Annotated in this window: 24 protein-coding genes and 1 tRNA gene; 11 read left to right on the top strand and 14 right to left on the bottom strand. The window is 47.8% G+C overall.

Going from position 1 to position 16,931, the window contains the following annotated elements; genetic code table 11:
* Window positions 1-102: 102 nt before the first annotated feature.
* The gene (locus ABL924_RS06835) at window positions 103-534 is read left to right on the top strand and encodes a hypothetical protein (RefSeq protein ID WP_349026327.1); all 432 of its coding nucleotides are present in this window, start codon (window positions 103-105) and stop codon (window positions 532-534) included.
* Window positions 535-689: 155 nt separating this feature from the next.
* Here ABL924_RS06835 and ABL924_RS06830 read toward each other — a convergent pair whose 3' ends face one another.
* Window positions 690-1,844, bottom strand: coding sequence for a hypothetical protein (locus ABL924_RS06830; protein ID WP_349026326.1), 1,155 nt, complete (start codon window positions 1,842-1,844; stop codon window positions 690-692).
* A gap of 429 nt (window positions 1,845-2,273) precedes the next feature.
* Here ABL924_RS06830 and ABL924_RS06825 point away from each other — a divergent pair, with 429 nt between their 5' ends.
* The 8 genes from ABL924_RS06825 (at window position 2,274) to ABL924_RS06790 (ending at window position 9,450) form a co-directional block, all read left to right on the top strand.
* Window positions 2,274-4,064 carry an alkaline phosphatase D family protein gene (locus ABL924_RS06825; RefSeq protein ID WP_349026325.1) on the top strand — a complete coding sequence of 597 codons (1,791 nt, stop codon included), beginning with the start codon at window positions 2,274-2,276 and terminating at the stop codon, window positions 4,062-4,064.
* A 497-nt stretch (window positions 4,065-4,561) separates the two neighbouring features.
* Complete coding sequence (locus ABL924_RS06820; RefSeq protein WP_349025496.1) at window positions 4,562-4,816, top strand: hypothetical protein; 255 nt, start codon at window positions 4,562-4,564, stop codon at window positions 4,814-4,816.
* Window positions 4,792-5,199 (top strand): transposase, encoded by a 408-nt coding sequence (locus ABL924_RS06815; RefSeq protein WP_349026324.1) that lies wholly within the window; start codon window positions 4,792-4,794, stop codon window positions 5,197-5,199. The genes ABL924_RS06820 and ABL924_RS06815 overlap by 25 nt, the downstream gene beginning before the upstream one ends.
* Before the next feature lie 53 nt (window positions 5,200-5,252).
* Window positions 5,253-5,639, top strand: coding sequence for a transposase (locus tag ABL924_RS06810; RefSeq protein WP_349026323.1), 387 nt, complete (start codon window positions 5,253-5,255; stop codon window positions 5,637-5,639).
* A gap of 195 nt (window positions 5,640-5,834) precedes the next feature.
* The gene (locus ABL924_RS06805) at window positions 5,835-6,206 is read left to right on the top strand and encodes an integrase core domain-containing protein (RefSeq protein ID WP_349026322.1); all 372 of its coding nucleotides are present in this window, start codon (window positions 5,835-5,837) and stop codon (window positions 6,204-6,206) included.
* Window positions 6,207-6,480: 274 nt separating this feature from the next.
* Entirely contained in the window at window positions 6,481-7,158 is a 678-nt protein-coding gene (locus tag ABL924_RS06800) for a spermine synthase (protein ID WP_349026321.1), read from the top strand.
* A complete protein-coding gene (locus ABL924_RS06795) occupies window positions 7,155-9,317 on the top strand; it encodes a YgiQ family radical SAM protein (RefSeq protein WP_349026320.1) in 2,163 nt (720 codons plus the stop codon). The genes ABL924_RS06800 and ABL924_RS06795 overlap by 4 nt, the downstream gene beginning before the upstream one ends.
* Window positions 9,318-9,374: 57 nt before the next feature.
* Window positions 9,375-9,450: transfer RNA gene (locus ABL924_RS06790), tRNA-Thr, on the top strand.
* Between the two features lie 182 nt (window positions 9,451-9,632).
* Here the strand turns inward: ABL924_RS06790 and ABL924_RS06785 are convergent.
* From ABL924_RS06785 to ABL924_RS06775, 3 genes are all read right to left on the bottom strand, one after another.
* A complete protein-coding gene (locus tag ABL924_RS06785; protein WP_349026319.1) occupies window positions 9,633-10,004 on the bottom strand; it encodes a hypothetical protein in 372 nt (123 codons plus the stop codon).
* The gene (locus ABL924_RS06780) at window positions 10,001-10,375 is read right to left on the bottom strand and encodes a hypothetical protein (RefSeq protein WP_349026318.1); all 375 of its coding nucleotides are present in this window, start codon (window positions 10,373-10,375) and stop codon (window positions 10,001-10,003) included. Before ABL924_RS06780 ends, ABL924_RS06785 begins: the two co-directional genes overlap by 4 nt.
* A 505-nt stretch (window positions 10,376-10,880) precedes the next feature.
* On the bottom strand, window positions 10,881-11,132 hold the full coding sequence (locus tag ABL924_RS06775; RefSeq protein ID WP_349026317.1) for a hypothetical protein: 252 nt from the start codon (window positions 11,130-11,132) through the stop codon (window positions 10,881-10,883).
* Window positions 11,133-11,286: 154 nt separating this feature from the next.
* Here ABL924_RS06775 and ABL924_RS06770 point away from each other — a divergent pair, with 154 nt between their 5' ends.
* On the top strand, window positions 11,287-11,430 hold the full coding sequence (locus ABL924_RS06770; RefSeq protein WP_349026316.1) for a hypothetical protein: 144 nt from the start codon (window positions 11,287-11,289) through the stop codon (window positions 11,428-11,430).
* A 6-nt stretch (window positions 11,431-11,436) separates the two neighbouring features.
* The gene (locus tag ABL924_RS06765) at window positions 11,437-11,664 is read left to right on the top strand and encodes a hypothetical protein (RefSeq protein ID WP_349026315.1); all 228 of its coding nucleotides are present in this window, start codon (window positions 11,437-11,439) and stop codon (window positions 11,662-11,664) included.
* A 194-nt stretch (window positions 11,665-11,858) separates the two neighbouring features.
* Here the strand turns inward: ABL924_RS06765 and ABL924_RS06760 are convergent, their stop codons facing one another.
* The 10 genes from ABL924_RS06760 to ABL924_RS06715 form a co-directional block, all read right to left on the bottom strand.
* Complete coding sequence (locus ABL924_RS06760) at window positions 11,859-12,452, bottom strand: hypothetical protein (RefSeq protein ID WP_349026314.1); 594 nt, start codon at window positions 12,450-12,452, stop codon at window positions 11,859-11,861.
* Window positions 12,439-12,888 carry a hypothetical protein gene (locus tag ABL924_RS06755; protein ID WP_349026313.1) on the bottom strand — a complete coding sequence of 150 codons (450 nt, stop codon included), beginning with the start codon at window positions 12,886-12,888 and terminating at the stop codon, window positions 12,439-12,441. Before ABL924_RS06755 ends, ABL924_RS06760 begins: the two co-directional genes overlap by 14 nt.
* Window positions 12,889-13,006: 118 nt before the next feature.
* Window positions 13,007-13,393, bottom strand: coding sequence for a hypothetical protein (locus tag ABL924_RS06750; protein WP_349026312.1), 387 nt, complete (start codon window positions 13,391-13,393; stop codon window positions 13,007-13,009).
* Window positions 13,386-13,586: a hypothetical protein gene (locus ABL924_RS06745; RefSeq protein ID WP_349026311.1), complete on the bottom strand. Its 201-nt coding sequence runs from the start codon at window positions 13,584-13,586 to the stop codon at window positions 13,386-13,388. The genes ABL924_RS06750 and ABL924_RS06745 overlap by 8 nt, the downstream gene beginning before the upstream one ends.
* A gap of 261 nt (window positions 13,587-13,847) precedes the next feature.
* Window positions 13,848-14,201, bottom strand: a complete 354-nt coding sequence (locus tag ABL924_RS06740) for a hypothetical protein (RefSeq protein ID WP_349026310.1) — start codon at window positions 14,199-14,201, stop codon at window positions 13,848-13,850.
* Window positions 14,185-14,595: a single-stranded DNA-binding protein gene (locus ABL924_RS06735; RefSeq protein ID WP_349026309.1), complete on the bottom strand. Its 411-nt coding sequence runs from the start codon at window positions 14,593-14,595 to the stop codon at window positions 14,185-14,187. Before ABL924_RS06735 ends, ABL924_RS06740 begins: the two co-directional genes overlap by 17 nt.
* Window positions 14,588-15,364 (bottom strand): hypothetical protein, encoded by a 777-nt coding sequence (locus tag ABL924_RS06730; RefSeq protein WP_349026308.1) that lies wholly within the window; start codon window positions 15,362-15,364, stop codon window positions 14,588-14,590. Before ABL924_RS06730 ends, ABL924_RS06735 begins: the two co-directional genes overlap by 8 nt.
* Entirely contained in the window at window positions 15,357-15,833 is a 477-nt protein-coding gene (locus ABL924_RS06725; protein WP_349026307.1) for a winged helix-turn-helix transcriptional regulator, read from the bottom strand. Before ABL924_RS06725 ends, ABL924_RS06730 begins: the two co-directional genes overlap by 8 nt.
* An 89-nt stretch (window positions 15,834-15,922) precedes the next feature.
* A complete protein-coding gene (locus ABL924_RS06720) occupies window positions 15,923-16,369 on the bottom strand; it encodes an AAA family ATPase (RefSeq protein WP_349026306.1) in 447 nt (148 codons plus the stop codon).
* Window positions 16,362-16,931: toprim domain-containing protein (locus ABL924_RS06715; RefSeq protein ID WP_349026305.1), on the bottom strand; the 570-nt coding region annotated here is incomplete at its 5' end. The genes ABL924_RS06715 and ABL924_RS06720, both read right to left, overlap by 8 nt.

Below are 16,931 nucleotides of genomic sequence, written 5' to 3'. Positions count from 1 at the left end.
ATCCAAAAGTCCCTTGATAAAATTTTGGCAGGGCGTAAACTAGGCTTCCATAAACGGTATATACTGTTTATACGGTATTCAATTTCTAATGAGGACTAAACCATGACTACTGCACAGCCAAAACCAACAAAGCGCACGACTACCGCTGTTAAATTGCAAGCAACCGCAGTCGAACAACCTGCCAATAAAGTCGCCATAAAAAAGACACCTGCATTACCCCCAAAAACTGCTGTCGAAAATGCCGGTGAATTTCCTGTGCAAAACCAGATAGCACCGCTCAGCGTTAAAAAGAAAAAACAGGATAAGGCCAAAGTGATTCGGGATAGCTTTTCGTTTCCTGAACAGGATCACCACAAAATAACCGAACTCAAAAAGATTTGCCTGGCGGCTGGGGTGCATGTCAAAAAAGGTGAGATCTTACGTGCTGGGTTGAATTTGTTGACGAATTTAAATTTAACTGACCTGTTACAGGCGGTGGAAAAAGTCGAACGTGTTAGGACTGGGCGTCCAAAGTCAGTCAAAAAGCTTCATTAATATGAAGTGGTTTTTACTTTTGTTAAAAATTGAAAACGCCTTTTAGACTAATAGCAACCAGCAAATCGGGTTATTCCTGTTAGAGCAAGAAAAAACGGAATCCTGGGTTTTGAAAATATCCAGAATTCCGTTGTGTTTTTGCAGATTATGACCCATTATGGCCTAGAGAGCGTGTGATCCACGCGGTTACCAGGCACGACCTGCGGCTGGTAAGCGAAAACCTCACGGCTACGTGCATCCACGAGTACCTTCACCCAGTTGGCATCAGTGGTGCCGTTTGCCGCATTATCGCCAAAAGTTTCGACGCGCGTGAAATTCTCAAGCCGTTTGCCGCTGGCATCAAGAAACGGTTTGTCAACACGAAAATAATGCGAATCGCCATGTACATAAGCGACAGGTTTATGGAAAGCGATTACCTCATCACGAAGCGCACTAAGGAATACCTGATAACCATCAGTCGCTGGAATTGCCTCTGCCAAGGTCTTTGGGTCGCGCAGCGGTGCTCTCGTCCCGTCGGTTAAATCCCAGCCTGGATTGCCTTGCGTTACAAACATGACCGCAGCCGATTTTTTTGCTAACGCGACATCGAAAGTCTCTTGCATCCATGCAATATTGGCCGCATTCCGAGCGGCATATTCGGCGGAGTCGGGCGCAGTGTCGCAGAGGTTGTTGCAAGAGCCTTGGATGTTGAGCGTTGCATACGTCACCCTACCCACAGTCCAGCGGCGATTTTCTGAGCAAGGCACAAAGGTTTTCGTTCCGTCGGATGCAACACCAAGGCACAATGGCGATGTCTGCACCTCTTGGCGCATTTTGCGTTGACCTAATGAAAACGGCGTGTTGAAAAAGACTTGGCGTTCGTGATCCAGGCGTTCGAGTGAATTGAATCCCCCGTTCGATGGGCGGTCACAATCCGTCCAGTCGTTGTCCCCCGGCGTGAAGACCGCAGGTGCTTTTAGGGCATTGAAATAACGGAGTGCTTGTGTATAAAGACCATCAGCACAAGTGGTGACACTAGTCGAATTGGCTATGCTGTTGCCACCTTTCAAATCGCCGTCTTGCACCGTGAAAGCCAGCCGTTGGCTGTTCATGTCTGCAATCAGGTTGGGGACACCAGTTAACGCTTGCACATCGTTATAAGGTAAATCGCCCCACAGGCCGATTGAATAGACACTGTTATCGTCCGCTGCGATTGCAGGACTCATAGCAAGCATTGCTAAAATCGACATAGCAAATGCCTGTAAAAACACGGCACGAACTTTCATTACTTTCCGCAGCAATTGGGGAAATTGATAATCATCTGTTTTCATGTTAAGCCTCGTTTTTTTAAAATGGATAGACGTTTCTTTGAAGAATTCTTCTCCGACCCAAGGTTTTTATGGGCTTTAGTGAAAGCAAATATAGTATTCGTTCACAGCTTTCTAACCTTAAGGCAACTGCTTTTATACTAGGCCAGTATTACAATCCCTTTACAGTCTCAAATTTATGTTTCGCACACAATTAAAGAGAATGTTGGGTTGATGTTAAATTTCGATGTGGCGGACAATGGCCGTATGCACGTTATCAGTATTGGCTGTTTGGTACTCACTATTCAATGGTTTTTATAGACTGTACAGCCAGACACTTACATCCCAAATTGTTACTTCTGAGTTACCTACCTGCTACTGTCATCATCCCTTCATAAACTTGTTGTAACTTGATTACGCTGTTTATTCAAACCGTTGAATTGGAGTTGAACAATGTCATTGAGCAAAACTTTAGCTGGCTTTGGACTGTTGGCAATCGCTATACAGCTTTCTGTTGCAGGGGATAATTCAGACACCAGCAACCAAAGTGTCACTTCATCCCTACCTAATGGTATTTCCAGCGGCGACACCACTCAGACATCAACTGTATTGTGGACTCGCAGTACAATAAAGGGTGATGTGCGATTTCAGGTCAAAAATAATGATGGCGTGATCGTCGATGATGTTGTATCGGCCAAAAACCCGCTGAAGCCAGTTAAATTAACAGTTAAGCATTTAAGGGCAGGTGAGAAATACAGTTATAAAGTCACCAGCCCTGATGAACAATCCATAAAAGGCACATTCAAGACGGCAGCTAAACCTAATACCGATGAGAGCTTGAGCTTTGGTGTAACTGGCGATTGGCGAGGCGAACTAGCTCCTTACCCCGCTATCAAGAATGTGGATGACAAATCGCTAGATTTCTTCATTAAGCTAGGCGATACGATTTATGCCGATATTGCCAGCCCTGCTGTCCCGACGGGTCAAGCCAAGACCTTGGACGAATACCGGGCAAAACACCAAGAAGTTTACGCGAGTCATAATGACATTAATGGTTTTGCCGATATACAGCGAAACGTCTCGATATTTTCAACGATAGATGACCATGAGGTTATCAACGACTTTGCGGGTGGCGCACTGGCGGCAAGTGATCCGCGCTTTTCGGCAACAACTGGGTTAATTAACCAGACGGCACTTTACAAGAATGGCTTACAGGCATTTGTTGAATACAATGCGATTAAAAACAAACGCTATTCGTCCACAGGTGACAGTTTGACGGATGGGCGTCCAGATCTATACAGGGCGCAACGTTATGGCCTAACTGCTGGTGTTTACATATTGGACGCCCGCTCATTTAGAGATCAAGAGTTAGCGGGTGCTGGAGATTTAAGCGATCCTGCAAAAATCGGCAGCTTTATCGCACAGTCATTCGATGTCGGAAAAACCAATACAAGAACCATGCTGGGCAAAAAACAATTAGCTCGGCTTAAGACGGATTTGTTGACATCTCAGCATGATGGCGTGATTTGGAAATTCGTTGTTTTACCTGAGCCTATCCAAAATCTTGGGGTATTAGGCGCATCTGACCGTTATGAAGGTTTTGCTTCGGAGCGTTCGGAATTATTGGGATTTATAGACGGACAAGCTATCAAAAATGTCGTTTTTATTGCTGCGGATATTCATGGCACTGTAATAAACGATTTAACTTATCAGCACCGTGAAGATGTTCTAAGTGCTCTAGCAGCTACCGGCAATCCATTGACAGCACCTCAGCGAATGACATCCGCTTTTGAAATCACAACAGGCTCTGTCGCATTTGACCCTGCATTTGGTGATGCGGTGACAAGGTTGCTGGCTTTCGTGCCAGGAGGGCAAATCATCCTGGATCAGTTGCTGGACTCGGTCAATGCGAACAATCTCGATGAATTTAAAAAATTGCCGATGACGGTCAAAAATGCCGCCATGCATGACTTGATCGACCAACAATTGAATAGTCTGGGTTACACGTCGATTGGTTTACAAGACAACAGATTGATTAAATCGAAGTTGAAACAAGGAAGCAATGCGGCTCTATTTTCATTTGGCTGGACGCGGTTTGACATTAAGCCTGATAACCATAGCTTGAAAATAACAACCTATGGAATAGAACCTTATACCGCTCAAGATCTGAGTACTAAAAGTGCTGAGATTATCAGCCGTCAGCCTAAAATTGTTAGTCAATTGTTGGTCTCCCCTCAGCCCTAAATTGAATAATAAATCCGGTAGAACTTAATGAGTTCTGCCGGATTTTATTTTGGGTAATTTTATCCAGATCGGTATGAACTATTGAACTCCTTTGCTAAAGCTTGGCACCCATAGTAACTGACACGAAATCTTCATGATGCTGTAGCGTTGTTTTCACATTGCGGGGCTATTGATTCGGCCTTTTAATGTTTGAACCGTTCGTGCTGAGCTTGTCGAAGCACACAAGCCTTTCGACAGGCTCGAGGCGAACGGAAGTTAAAACTTCACAAGGCCGAATCTATAAGATTCAATAGTCTTCGTTGGCGAGAGGGTGTTAATCAAATTCTCTTGGCGAATTGCAACATGCGACAAAAATAAGCACATTGACCGTTGTAGGCATCATTTACTAGCGGAGATTGAAAATTAGTGGGTTTGGGTTTTACTGTTGGAGACCTTTGCACGACCCCAAGCCCCAAGACGGGTAAAATAGACCTTTATTCAAGACCGAGCAACAGCCTATGTCCTGGAAGAACCTAGCCAGTTTAAGCGACGCCCTTGTCAAGCACCATGTAGCCTTGGAAGAACTGGACGGCATCCACCAGTTGATTGATTGGCGGGAAATAGAACAGCAGATGTCCGGCATCCATGCCAAGAAACAGGGCGAGCAGGCCTGGCCGCCGTTGCTGATGTTCTCGGCAATTGCTTCTGCATTGCCCTACCTCCTGCATCCCTGCGGTCGAAGGCCTTGTTGCTGCAAAGCTGGTATGGGCTAAGTGACCCTGGGCTGGAGAAGCAACTGGCGCGGGACTTGATGTTCCGGCGCTTCATCAACCTGGGGTTAAGCGAAAGCGTACCCGACCACAGCACGGTCTGGCGGTTCCGCAACACCTTGACTAAGCAGGGCTTGCTGGACACCTTATTGTCGGAAGTCAACCGTAAGCTGTCGGCCAAGGGGCTGTACATCAAGACCGGCGAAGCCGTCATCGTCGATGCCACCGTCATCGAGGCCAAACAGAGCCGCCCGCGCAAGGGCAAGGACGGGGAGGACACCCAAGACAGCGAGGCCGGCTACAACGGCAAGACGGCCAGCACTACGGCTACAAGGCGCATGTCAACGTCGATGAAGACGGTTTCATCAAAGCCGTTGACTATGTAATGGTCTAATAAAGCAGGACACTTCTTTAAGGCAGATTTATAATATCATTAGAGGTGAAAAATCAGCACAAAAAGCCATCAAAAGCGACCGGATTTACGCTTGAATTTAAACAAGCTGCAGCCAAGCTGGTCAATGAAAAAGGCTGCACCCACCAGCAAGCAGCCGATAGCCTTGGCATATCCTTAAGCGCAATTGGGCGCTGGGTCAGGGCGGAACGGGGTGCGGCAACCGTCTTGACAACCCCAAAATCCGTTACGGACTTTAGTGGCCAAGCTGAATTGGTGCGGCTACGTAAGGACAATGACCGCTTACGGATGGGGCGCGAAATATTAAAAAAGGCCGCAGGCATCGAAGCCAAGGAAGCCGAATGCAATATGGGTTCGTTCGGGAGCAACAGAAGGCCCGCCCCGTTACCGCGCTGCGTGGCGTCATGCAGGTGAGCACCAGCGCCTTTTATGCTTGGGCTAAACACCCATAAGCACAGCCAGACAAGACCAACAAACACAACTAGAAGCCAGGACGCTTGAGCTGTTTGAAAAGAACAAGAGAACCTATGGTTCGCGTCGTTTATCGGCTGCCTTCAAAAAAGAAGGCATCCCTGTGGGACGCTATAAGGCCGGGCGTTTGATGGCCACATGCGGACTTCGATGTGTGTCAGTGCCTTGCGAATGGCGTTTTGGCGGCGCAAACCTGATCCTGGACTGCTGCACCATTCTGATCGGGGCAGCCAGTATGCAAGCCACGAATATCGGGGACACTTGGGCATCATGAAGATGCAACAAAGCATGGGCAGGAAGGCCAACTGTTGGGACAATGCACCGACGGAGCGGTTCTTCAGGAGCCTGAAACACGAGCAACTGAACTATGAAAGAGTTAGGACTAAAGAGGCTGCAAAGCAGAGTATCATTGGCTATCTGGCGTTTTACAATGGTCGGCGTTCGCATTCAAAGTTAAGCTATCAATCCCCGCTGGAATTTGAGCGGGAATTCTATATGAAAGCTGCCTAGGAAAGTGTCCGGTTTTAGTTGACCATTACAGTTTCAAATAATTCATCTGACGAGCCCCCCCCAGAACACTTATAAAACACGTAAGGTGTTGCTTTTTAAACTCGTGTATAATCAGCTTTTAAAGTAACACCTTACCTGTTTTTTAGATATGTACAAGTACGATGGTTTGGTCGTTTACCAAGACCATGACGATGATGGTGTTCTTGAGGTCGTTGAAGAAAAAAGAATCAGGTCACTGCATTTTGGTTCCAGTTCCCGGCAAAGCAGCATCTCATTGAACGATCCCGAAAGTCTCCAACTTCCTTATACTCGGGCGATGACCAGTTGGTTGCTCTTTAAGGAGGCAGTAGATGATACGCTCATCATAGGCCTGGGCGGCGGTTCATTAGCTCGGCATTTATTGTATCATTTTCCGGAATGTCGCCTTAGAGCCATTGAATACAGGGCAAGCGTGGTAAAGATTGCCCGCAGTCACTTCGGCTTACCGCTGGATTCACGGTTGAAAGTCATCATTGATGATGCTGGGGCTTATGTTCCTCAACATGCCAAAACGTGTGTGGAAAAGTATAGTTTGATCCTGGTTGATGCTTTTGATGTTGAGGGTATGGCAGAATCAATAGCCTCTCTCGCTTTTTTCGATGCATGCAAAACCCTGTTGAAGCCCGATGGGATATTAGTCATCAACCTTTGGACAACAGCAACAATGGTATTTGACTCGTGTTTAAGTTGGCTGCAACAAGTTTTCAATGAAAAAGTATTGACGCTACCAGTTCGTAATCGCGGCAATATGATAGTTATGGCTTTCAATCAAGACGTTCCCCAGTTTGATATGAAGGCGCTCAAGGTGCGGGCGATTGAACTTGAGCAGCAGTACCAGATCGAATTCCCAATATTTCTGAAAGATATAAACAAGCACAATGCTTACACCCTTCATAAAATTATCACTAAATGATTTCTACAGATTCACAAGCCGCACCTAACCTTTTTGGCTACCGTAAATACTGGGCGCAGCGCTTTGGTGTCGCCCCAGTTTTGCCGATGAACCGTAAGGAAATGGACGAACTGGGCTGGGATGCTTGCGATGTCATTTTGGTGACAGGTGATGCGTACATAGATCACCCCAGCTTCGGTATGGCCTTGATTGGACGGTTACTGGAAGCGCAAGGCTTTAGGGTGGGCATTATTTCCCAGCCTGATTGGACTAATGCCAGCGATTTCAAAAAACTGGGCCGGCCTAACCTTTTTTTTGGGGTCACGGGTGGCAATATGGATTCCATGGTTAACCGTTACACTTCCGACAAAAAAATCCGCTCGAACGACGCTTATACACCTGATGGTGTCGCAGGTAAACGGCCTGACCGGGCAGTCAATGTCTATTCGCATCGCTGTCGCGAGGCCTTTAAGGATGTACCGATCATTATTGGTGGCATTGAAGCCAGTTTAAGGCGTATCGCGCATTATGATTATTGGTCGGATAAAGTCCGCAAATCCGTGTTGCTGGATTCCAAAGCAGATTTGCTGGTTTATGGCAATGCCGAGCGGCAGATAGTGGAAATTGCCCATCGTTTGGCAAACGGTGGGGCTATGTCTGATCTTAAAGGCATACGTGGAACCGTTCATTATGTTAAGCAAATCCCTGAAGGCTGGGTGGTTAAAGATTCCACTTCACTCGATAGACCCGGCGCAATTACGCCGATACCTGACCCTTATCAAATAGAACCAGATTGCGATAAAAAACCGGAGAACCTGCAAGCCAGCGAAAGTGTTATCCGGTTTGACAGGCATTTGTTAGCAAAGACGCAAAGGGCAAAAACAGTGATCCGCTTGCCCGCTTATGAAGCCGTCGCGGATGATCCGATCCTGTATGCCCATGCGTCCCGCGTGATGCACGGCGAAACCAATCCTGGCAATGCCCGTCCTTTAATGCAGCAACATGGAACACGACATATTTGGGTTAATCCACCGCCCATTCCATTGACCATGAAAGAGATGGATGGCGTGTACGATCTGCCTTATTCACGTGTCCCGCATAAAGATTATGGCAATGCTAACGTCCCTGCGTTTGAAATGATCCAGCATTCAGTCAATATTATGCGCGGTTGCTTTGGAGGTTGTACGTTCTGCTCGATTACCGAGCATGAAGGGCGCATTATCCAAAGCCGTTCGGAAGATTCCATCATCAAAGAAATTGAAGCTATCCGAGATACTTCGCCTAATTTTACCGGACATATTTCTGATCTGGGTGGCCCCACGGCCAATATGTATCGGCTGGCATGCAAAGATCCAAAAATAGAATCTGCTTGCCGTTTGCCATCGTGTGTTTTCCCAGGTATTTGCCCCAACCTAAATACCGACCATAGTTCGCTTATTAAGCTATATAAACGGGCTAGGGCTTTACTAGGCATCAAAAAGATTTTTATCGCATCAGGCTTACGTTACGATCTTGCCGTTACGTCCCCCGAATATGTTAAGGAACTGGTCACGCATCATGTCGGCGGCTATCTTAAAATTGCTCCCGAACATACCGAGCAAGGGCCGCTATCCAAGATGATGAAACCCGGCATGGGCAGTTATGACCGCTTTAAAGAGATGTTCGATAAATATTCTAAAGAAGCCGGAAAAGAACAGTATCTGATACCTTATTTCATCGCCGCCCACCCTGGTACGACAGATAACGACATGCTGAATTTGGCATTATGGCTAAAACGCAACGGCTTCAGGGCAGACCAGGTGCAAGCCTTTCTGCCATCACCGATGGCAATCGCCACAGCCATGTATCATTCCGGCAAAGACACCTTACGCAAAGTCAGCAATAAAGCGGAAAACATTGCCATCCCAAAAGGCGAAAAACAACGTCGCTTGCACAAAGCTTTTTTGCGTTATCACGATCCTAAAAACTGGCCGTTGCTGCGCGTGGCTCTAAAGGCTATGGGACGCAGCGATCTTATTGGTAACGGTAAGCACCATTTGATACCTACCTTTCAACCGAAAGGTTTTGAAGATACTCCTGGAAAAACACAGACTTTTAAAACCAAACACACTGGCTTTGACTACAAAACTGGGAGCGCAAAAAAAGCCCGATCAGGTAATTTAGTGAAAGAAAAAAGGTAACTTTTTTTCCTAAAAAACTAGGCAAAGAAAAAATGTTGTGTATAATGCGTCGGCTACGCTGGTGTAGCTCAGTTGGTAGAGCAGCTGATTTGTAATCAGCCGGTCGCGGGTTCGAGTCCCATCACCAGCTCCAATATAATCAAGCCCTTACGATAATCGAAGGGCTTTTTTATTGCCTGGGGTAACACTGGGGTAACATTGCATTAAAATATAAAGCGTTTCTGGGCAATGTTGCCGTCAAAAACAGGCTTTCACAAGACACAAAAAAGCCGCATGGTTAGCGGCTGTAATTGGTGACCGGCCTATCCCACAGGCTCACGCTTGCTTTTGCCCTTCCATGAAAGCCTTTTCCTGTTCGTGGGCAAATTTATTCAGTGAGGCATATTCATTGTCGTCTTTGCAAGTCAGGTAAAACAGAATTTCTGTCACCACCTCATTGTTGCGCTTTGCCGTCATGATCCCTTTCTGCACCATATCTTCACAAGGGTCTGGGTGGTCGCCCAGCCTTTTCGCTTGGTCATAATGAGTTTCGCCAAGCATATCCAAAAGGTTACCATTTTCATGAGCTATTTGGATTGCCATACTAGCAGCCTGTTCTCGAAAATTTCCTTGAGACTGATCGTATTTACAATACTTCGCCAAAATCTCATGCAGTAGCGCGTGGGGGTTTTTACTTTCTGCATTCATGCCGTACCGTCCTTGCGTTCTTGCAACTTAAATTCCGCGTCGCCGCCTATAAATGTAAGCCCGTCCAGCAGGTCATAATTACGGCCAATGTGCCAAAAAAAGGCTGGGATATTGCCTTGTATCGAGCCGCATTGTAAACCGCCTTCCCTGTTGTCGTCGTTTTCGACCGCGCACCCGATGGCCTCGGCAATGCTCGCCATGTCCCCTGATTCCAAGGTGACATAATCGGCTGCATCAGACACAAACTTAAGTTCAGTGTCGGTTAGGTGTGGTTTGGCCGTTTCATAGAGCATGCTTAATAGCTTGCTCATGCTAAACGCGCCAAGGCTTCCCCCCTTCGGTTTTTCAGTGCCTGTGCTTTTCTCTGTCATTGTCGGTCTCCTAAAAATTAGGTGAACCGCCTTTGTGGGCGGCGTGGTTAAGTGGGTTGAGACTACCGTACAGGTGACGGCCAACATTTCTGCTGCCCAAATAGCCACGCCATAGGGAAATGACGCGCACAAAAAAGCCACTGGCTAAGGTGGCGTTTTATCGCCTGTAAACGGGGTCTCAATCCCGGCCTCACTGCTGTAAGGCAATCGCATTATTGCGCTAGGTATTGTTGATGTCAAGTTGTCTTTTATTGTCCCTTATTGTCTTTTACGGCGTTTTATCCAGTACGCAATTGTGGTAGTATCTTATCCCCCACGATTTGCGCTGTGTAGCTTTGAGCCTTCGGGAACTTCGGCAGCAGATTTGAACGCGAGTTGTGGGGTATCAGCTCCCGCCCCGTTTCGGGAGAGTGTAGGTTCGGGGCGCGTAGGCGATAGGGCATCATATCCGGCTCTATCGTCATCTGGTTTACAGCCATGCTGGAAGCGTAGGGGCAGGACAAACTTAGAGTTTATGCGGCTGAGAAGCAACGCGCCTGTTGAGTTTCCTGTGTGGTTTTTGCTTATCGGTAGCGTTCAGGCGGCCTGTTCTGGTTTTGTCGTCAGGAAAAGCAACATTGCCGTATCGCTCACCAGAAGCGGTAAAAACGGGTTCGCTTCGTTTTGTAAGTTTTTTACCAAGTACAGGCCGGTGTATGCTGCTTGATTTATCAAGTGTGGACTCGGAGATACTGCCTGGTGCTTTAAACTGCCGCACTCATCGGCGTTCCTTCGGGAACACTAAGTCCGGGAAGAGACGGGTTGGTGCTGTAAGCTTGGTGTCTAGGTTCGGGACGCTTGATTGCCCCAAATCGACTCGCCTGAGGGTTTATCCAGCCAAACCGCCAAGCATAAACAAATCCCGATAGGCCGTGGGGTTAAACGGTTTGTCGGGTGCTTTAGTTGGCGGCCATAGAAAAGCCACTAGCCCTGAGCTACCCCAAGTTCGCAAAGGATGCCTGATTATCGGTATCGGTGGGATTGTCGCGGACTTTTCCCGGATAACGCGCTTTTAATTTAGCATGAACATTTACCATATCAATTGGGAACAATTAAGAAACCACCCAGACGGTGTTTTTGCAGGGCTGTTTGAGCTTAACGCGGTAGTGATTGCTGAAAACCATGCCGAAGCCCGAAAGATGCTGGATTTAAATGAGAAGGATATTGTTGACGTAGATATTCGAGTTAAATTGCTGGGCATCTGCACGGACGGCACGAACAAGCCGCGCATTGTGTGCCTGGATGCGTAGGTTCGACTCCCATTAGCCGTACCCTCTAAGCGGCTTTTTTACTAGCCTTGGGTTAAATCGACTCCAGCAAGCCTTTGGCAGATGCCAACAACGCCCTCATCCCCTTCTTTCTGGCTAATGTCTCCTTGCTTTTCAAGCCGTGGGTCTTCGGCCTACCAGCCCCTGCGCCGTGATGCTGGCAGACGTTCCAGCCCTTAACCGCCGCCGCTTGGCAGGGTAATTTTGTCCGCTTGGATGTTGCATGGCAACGCTTGGCTTGGTTCATGTGTGATACTGCCATGAGATTCCTCCGGTTTTTGTGTGCCGCCACCCTCGACAGTACCGATAACCGCCTGTCCACCCTCGTTGACGTTGATGTGCTGGACGGTGATCCTTTGCTCGTTGGTGCTGCGGTAGCGTTTTATGGCTTCAACCTGCGCGGTGAAGGTTCGATTAAGTTTCGCCAACGAATTGATGGCGGATTCCTGCTCCAAAGCGTTCGAGACGGTCAATAACTGCTTGTTTAGCAGCATAATGGTGTTATGTATGGCCGTCATTTGTGAAGCCAACATGACCTCCAGTTGGTCTTTTGGCTCAAGGCCGCGTATCGTCGCCAACAGGAAGTTGGTGTTCATCGCATTGGGTTTGCCGTCTGCCGCACCGAGCGCGACCAACTGGTTAAGCAAGCCGTTTGCAAAGTCAGGCTCGGTGATGTTCAGCGATCCCATAAAGGCCATGGTGGCCTCCTTCCCGCCCTCCAGCCTCGCCTTGCCGTCAACGACCGTCAGCTTAGGCTTAGGACGCTGCACTTTCGGACTCCAGCCGCGCCGCTTCCCGTGCCGCCACCCTCCTTTTATACTCAGAGTCCCTCTCTTTGGCGCGTTCGCAATCAAGGCTTTCTGGGTATAAAGGGTGTGCCGTCCATTCCGAACCGACCATGCGTAGCACAGTCGATGCGTCCATGTCGCACTCTTCGCCAAGAACTAAGGTGCGCCCCGTAACCAGTGCCACCCGCTCGGCTAGGGATTCATCCGAATAGGTGTACACCTGCCCTTTGCGCCTGTCCAGCAAACAGAAGAACGCCCTTAAACCCTTGCGGTTGCTTAATGCAGGGGTGAGCGCGTCAGCCGTGGCCGTGGTTTGGCTGGCGGATAAGTTCTCGTTACCGAGCAGCCCACCAATATAATGGGGTTCAATTATCAAAAACCCCGTGGTGTTTAATTGTGTCATGCAAGTTTTGAACATTTTAATCTCCTAAGTCGTTTAAAATTCATGCGGTTAGTTTGCTATAAAGGGCACTGTCTAATTGTACACAAGCGGCAATGTACAACTAAGGCTTAGTGAACTTCAGCCCAGCCTACGACTAGCTATCATTTGCTTGGTGCGGCTGTTGTGGCAAGGGCAAGCCGGATTTAATCCACTTGCTGCATTCCTGCATCATTTTGAATTCATACTCCAAGCCTTGAGCCTTGTCTGGATGTGTCCTTTGCATCAATGCCTTAACCCGTGCCTTCAACGGTGCAACCTTATCGGCATCTATCTCTTTGTCGAACACGGCGGTGAACAAGCGGCTACCGTGCTTGGCTTTTTTTACAATCCGATGGACTTCGTTGCATTCGGCAATCGTGGCGTTCTTGTCCGTATCACTTGCCAACTGGTAATAGTTGCACCAATAAGGCAAGCCGTTATCTATCGGTTCATCCTTCTGCTTTTCGGAAACAACCAGTCCAGCCTCCACCAAGTCACGCAAGGTACGGTAGAGCTGCTCCTTGCGGCACAGTCTTTAAGCTTTCGTAACCTTGCCAGCCATACTTAACGGCGTTTTCCAAGGCATACAATATGTTGCTTGCAGAATGGGGCGGTGAGCTGCCATCAATGTAATCGCCAAGTAATCTAAGGATTAGCTTACGGTTTGCGGTGAGCTTGTATATTCGTTTATCCATATATCCTTACTGTACACTCTCGGGTGTGTACAGTAAGTATTGATGCTGGTAGGTGCTAGGTGGGTAGTCTCATTTAAAATTATGACGCTGACGGCATTAATTATTTTCTGCTAGGGAGTTAGTCCCCCATCGCACGCTTCCTATACCGACAATTCGTCGGTTCTGAACCCTAATTTACTGATACAACTGTTGTATAAACTTGTATAAAATCAATGCCATTTGAAAAGGGTGTCTACATTATTGTGTCGGCCTCATTAATGTTCAATCCAGATAAAACCCTGATATATCACGGTACGGGTTTAGCCAAACCACTTTCTTATTTAAGGCAACCGCCTTTATGTAAACCCGTTTTTCCGCCGTATCAACGGCTTCAGGCAACCATTGCTGCAAACCCTCGATTGCGTTTTCCCAATCCGTGCCAAAAATCCAAATGCTCGAATCAACCAAGCACTTGAAGCAGCAAAGCGAATAATCATCACCCCAACACTCAAGCATTGCCAATATTTCTTCCCTCGTCATTGGTGGCATCGGTTGCTGACAGTCGGGACAAATACCCGATATAACCAGTTGTGCAGGTGTCGCCAAGGGTAAATAGCCGCTAGAAGTTAAGTTCATCGTCGTATGGCCTTGCGTGTGGCTTCCCATAGCTTGCGGGTGGCTGATATGTGCCTTGGTGGGTGCTATTGTCGGGTGTGTCTGGCTTTCGTCGTTTTTTGGATATATCGTAAACCGATAGCGCGTCACTTACAGTTAAAGATAATCCGTGCTTCGTTTCACCGTCTTTTTCCCAAGTTGTAGGCTTAAGGCTTCCTGATACCGCCAAGGCATCACCTTTGCCTAATTTGGCTATGCGTTCGGCTACAACACCAAAGGCTATGCCCGATATGACTATGCTTTCAGCTTCACCAATTGATACGGATAGCAGGAAGTTGGTGTATGGCTTGCCGTTCTGGCTGGCCTTAAGTTCGGGTTGTTTGATAAGCTTGCCGCTTATGAGCGCATCAATCATGGCGTTTTATTCCCGTGTGCTGGTTACATTCGGTTACTGTTTCGCTCCAGTGGCATATCCCGGGCGGCATGGCGTGGCGCGTACAACTGCCTGAACCTTTGCCGTGTTGGTGGTGCGGCTTGAAGTGTTGGCATGTTCCGCATGTGAAAAACCCAGCCAGCTGGGTATTTGCTACGGGCTTGGGATTTTTAGCGATCAGAAACTGTCCGTGTGCCGCGTCTTTCGCCATAACTTGCACGGGTTCACCTGCTGGTGTCCAGACGGTTACGGGCTTTGGGTAAGGTTCTGCTGGTTTAGCGGGTTCAGCATCACGGTAATCTGCATCTTCAAAGTGTCCCCATGTATCACCATGAACGACAAACGCGCCAAGGTGTGTGCCTTCGCCTTCCAGCACTTGCATCTTTGGTGGCTTGCTGTCGGTGAGCAGTTCGCCATCAATGGCGGGTAAGGCTTCGGCTTCGAGTTCTAATAGGATTTCTGGGTTGCACTCAGCGGCTAAAATCAGATTGTTTTCAACGCAACTTTCAGTGCAATTCCGCGCAACAAAACGGGTATTTTTTTGTGCCATTTGTTGTGCGGTTTTTTGGGTGTCTGTTGCACATTTGTTGCGTAGTGTGTTGCGGTCTAAAACCATATATGCCAAGGCTTTCAGACTATTTGTTGCGTTGTCGTTGCGTCCGTTGGTTGCACAAAAAGCCTGATTTGTTGCGCGTTGCGTTGCTATACCCGCGCAACGCGCAACAAAACCGTTATTTTCGTCGTTATTCATCGTCAATATCCTTCCGTTTAGGGTTGGGTTTGCCCTGTTTCTTTATCGTAAATACGTTAGACTTAGGCTTGATTTTGCCGTCTTCGGTGGCCTTTTTTAGGGCGCGGCTAACATTGGACTTATTGATACCCAACTCATTCGCCATATCGGTAACTGTCAACCCTAATCCTTGTAGTTCTATAACTTGATCGTATGTGGAATCTTCTATGGTTCGTGTCGTCCATTCCTGTTTGCCGCTTATTTTCTGCAACATCGCTTCAAACGGTTTGGCATCAACGCCCGTCAAATGCCTTGCCTTGGTGTATTGCACGACAAACCGTGCGCCTTGCTCTTCCCTATAATCGCCAGGGCGCTTTAGCTCAATGACAACATCCAAAATATCTTCACGCTTGCTTGTGCCGCGTTGGTTGCCGTCCTTTCCGGCATGGTGGATAAAAATGATGCACTTGCCTAGGCTTCTCATCCGCATTGCCCACCCTGCAATGCTTAACCATGATTCGGCCTCATTCTCACGTCCAGAGCGACATAAGCACGATAAGTTTATCGACTATGATTAACTCAGCGTCCAGGCAGTGGTTCTCTATCGCTATTTGCCCGTTTAAGGTCGATAGGGATAATATTAAAAAAACCATCCGGCGGTTCTTTGTCATTCGCGCTTACGATTTCGGCTAATCGTTCTTGCAGGATTTGCCCCGGCATTTCACCATCAATGTACAGCGTCCTGATTGGCCTGTTTGCCGTCCACGTCCAGAAGCTGCTACCAGAAGCGGCGGCATAAGCAATGCCTAGGGCTGCATGGGTCTTGCCCACGCCACGGGCTGAAAAGATCATGTTCAAGCTTGCCAAGCAGAAAACAGGGCTTAATACGGATTCACGCTCAGGGAATTGGTGGGTTAACAGGTCGCCAAGCGTGACTATGACTAAGGGCTTATCTGTTTTTGGTGGCGGGGTGTTGCCATGTTGTTTGGGTTTCGCGGCATCGTCTAAGTTAATCGAATTATCCATAAACCTTGCCACCTGCATTTATGTAGTCGTTGAAGTCCTGCCCCGCATTGGGTGGCGCGATATACAGCCCATTACAGGCGAACGCTGCAATCGTGGCATTTTCGATTCCAATCGGGTCATGGTCAGCACAGATGATTATTTGCTCGTTGGGGTACAGGCTTCGGATTGCTTCTGCAACGGGTTTCATGTTTCCAGCGTCCATCGCCACGATAACGTAATGCCCAGTAGATTCGTGCAAACTCGCGCCTGTAGCCCAGCCCTCGCACATCAGTATGGTTTCGGTGGGTACGCCAATGGTGGAATAGCAGCCTTTTTTGCGTCCACCAGACAAGAACCGTTTATTACCGTCAGCATGGATGAATTGCAAATTAACAAACTCGTTGGCTTCATTCACCAAAGGAATAGCCAGCGAGCCTTTATGAAGCCGTGTACCGTGTGGCTGTATTCGTTTCCTTATTAAATAACTGATGTTACGCACCCTACTCTTTAAACGCGTATGATTCTGGGATGAAAAAAGAAAACCTAGAGATATATACAGACTACCTGATCTGTAATAACGGAT

Origin of the sequence: Methyloglobulus sp., from assembly GCF_040079455.1 — a bacterium.
In the GTDB taxonomy this organism is placed as follows: domain Bacteria; phylum Pseudomonadota; class Gammaproteobacteria; order Methylococcales; family Methylomonadaceae; genus Methyloglobulus.
Note: the sequence above shows the minus strand (reverse complement) of the source record. Positions and strands in the feature narration are given on the sequence as shown.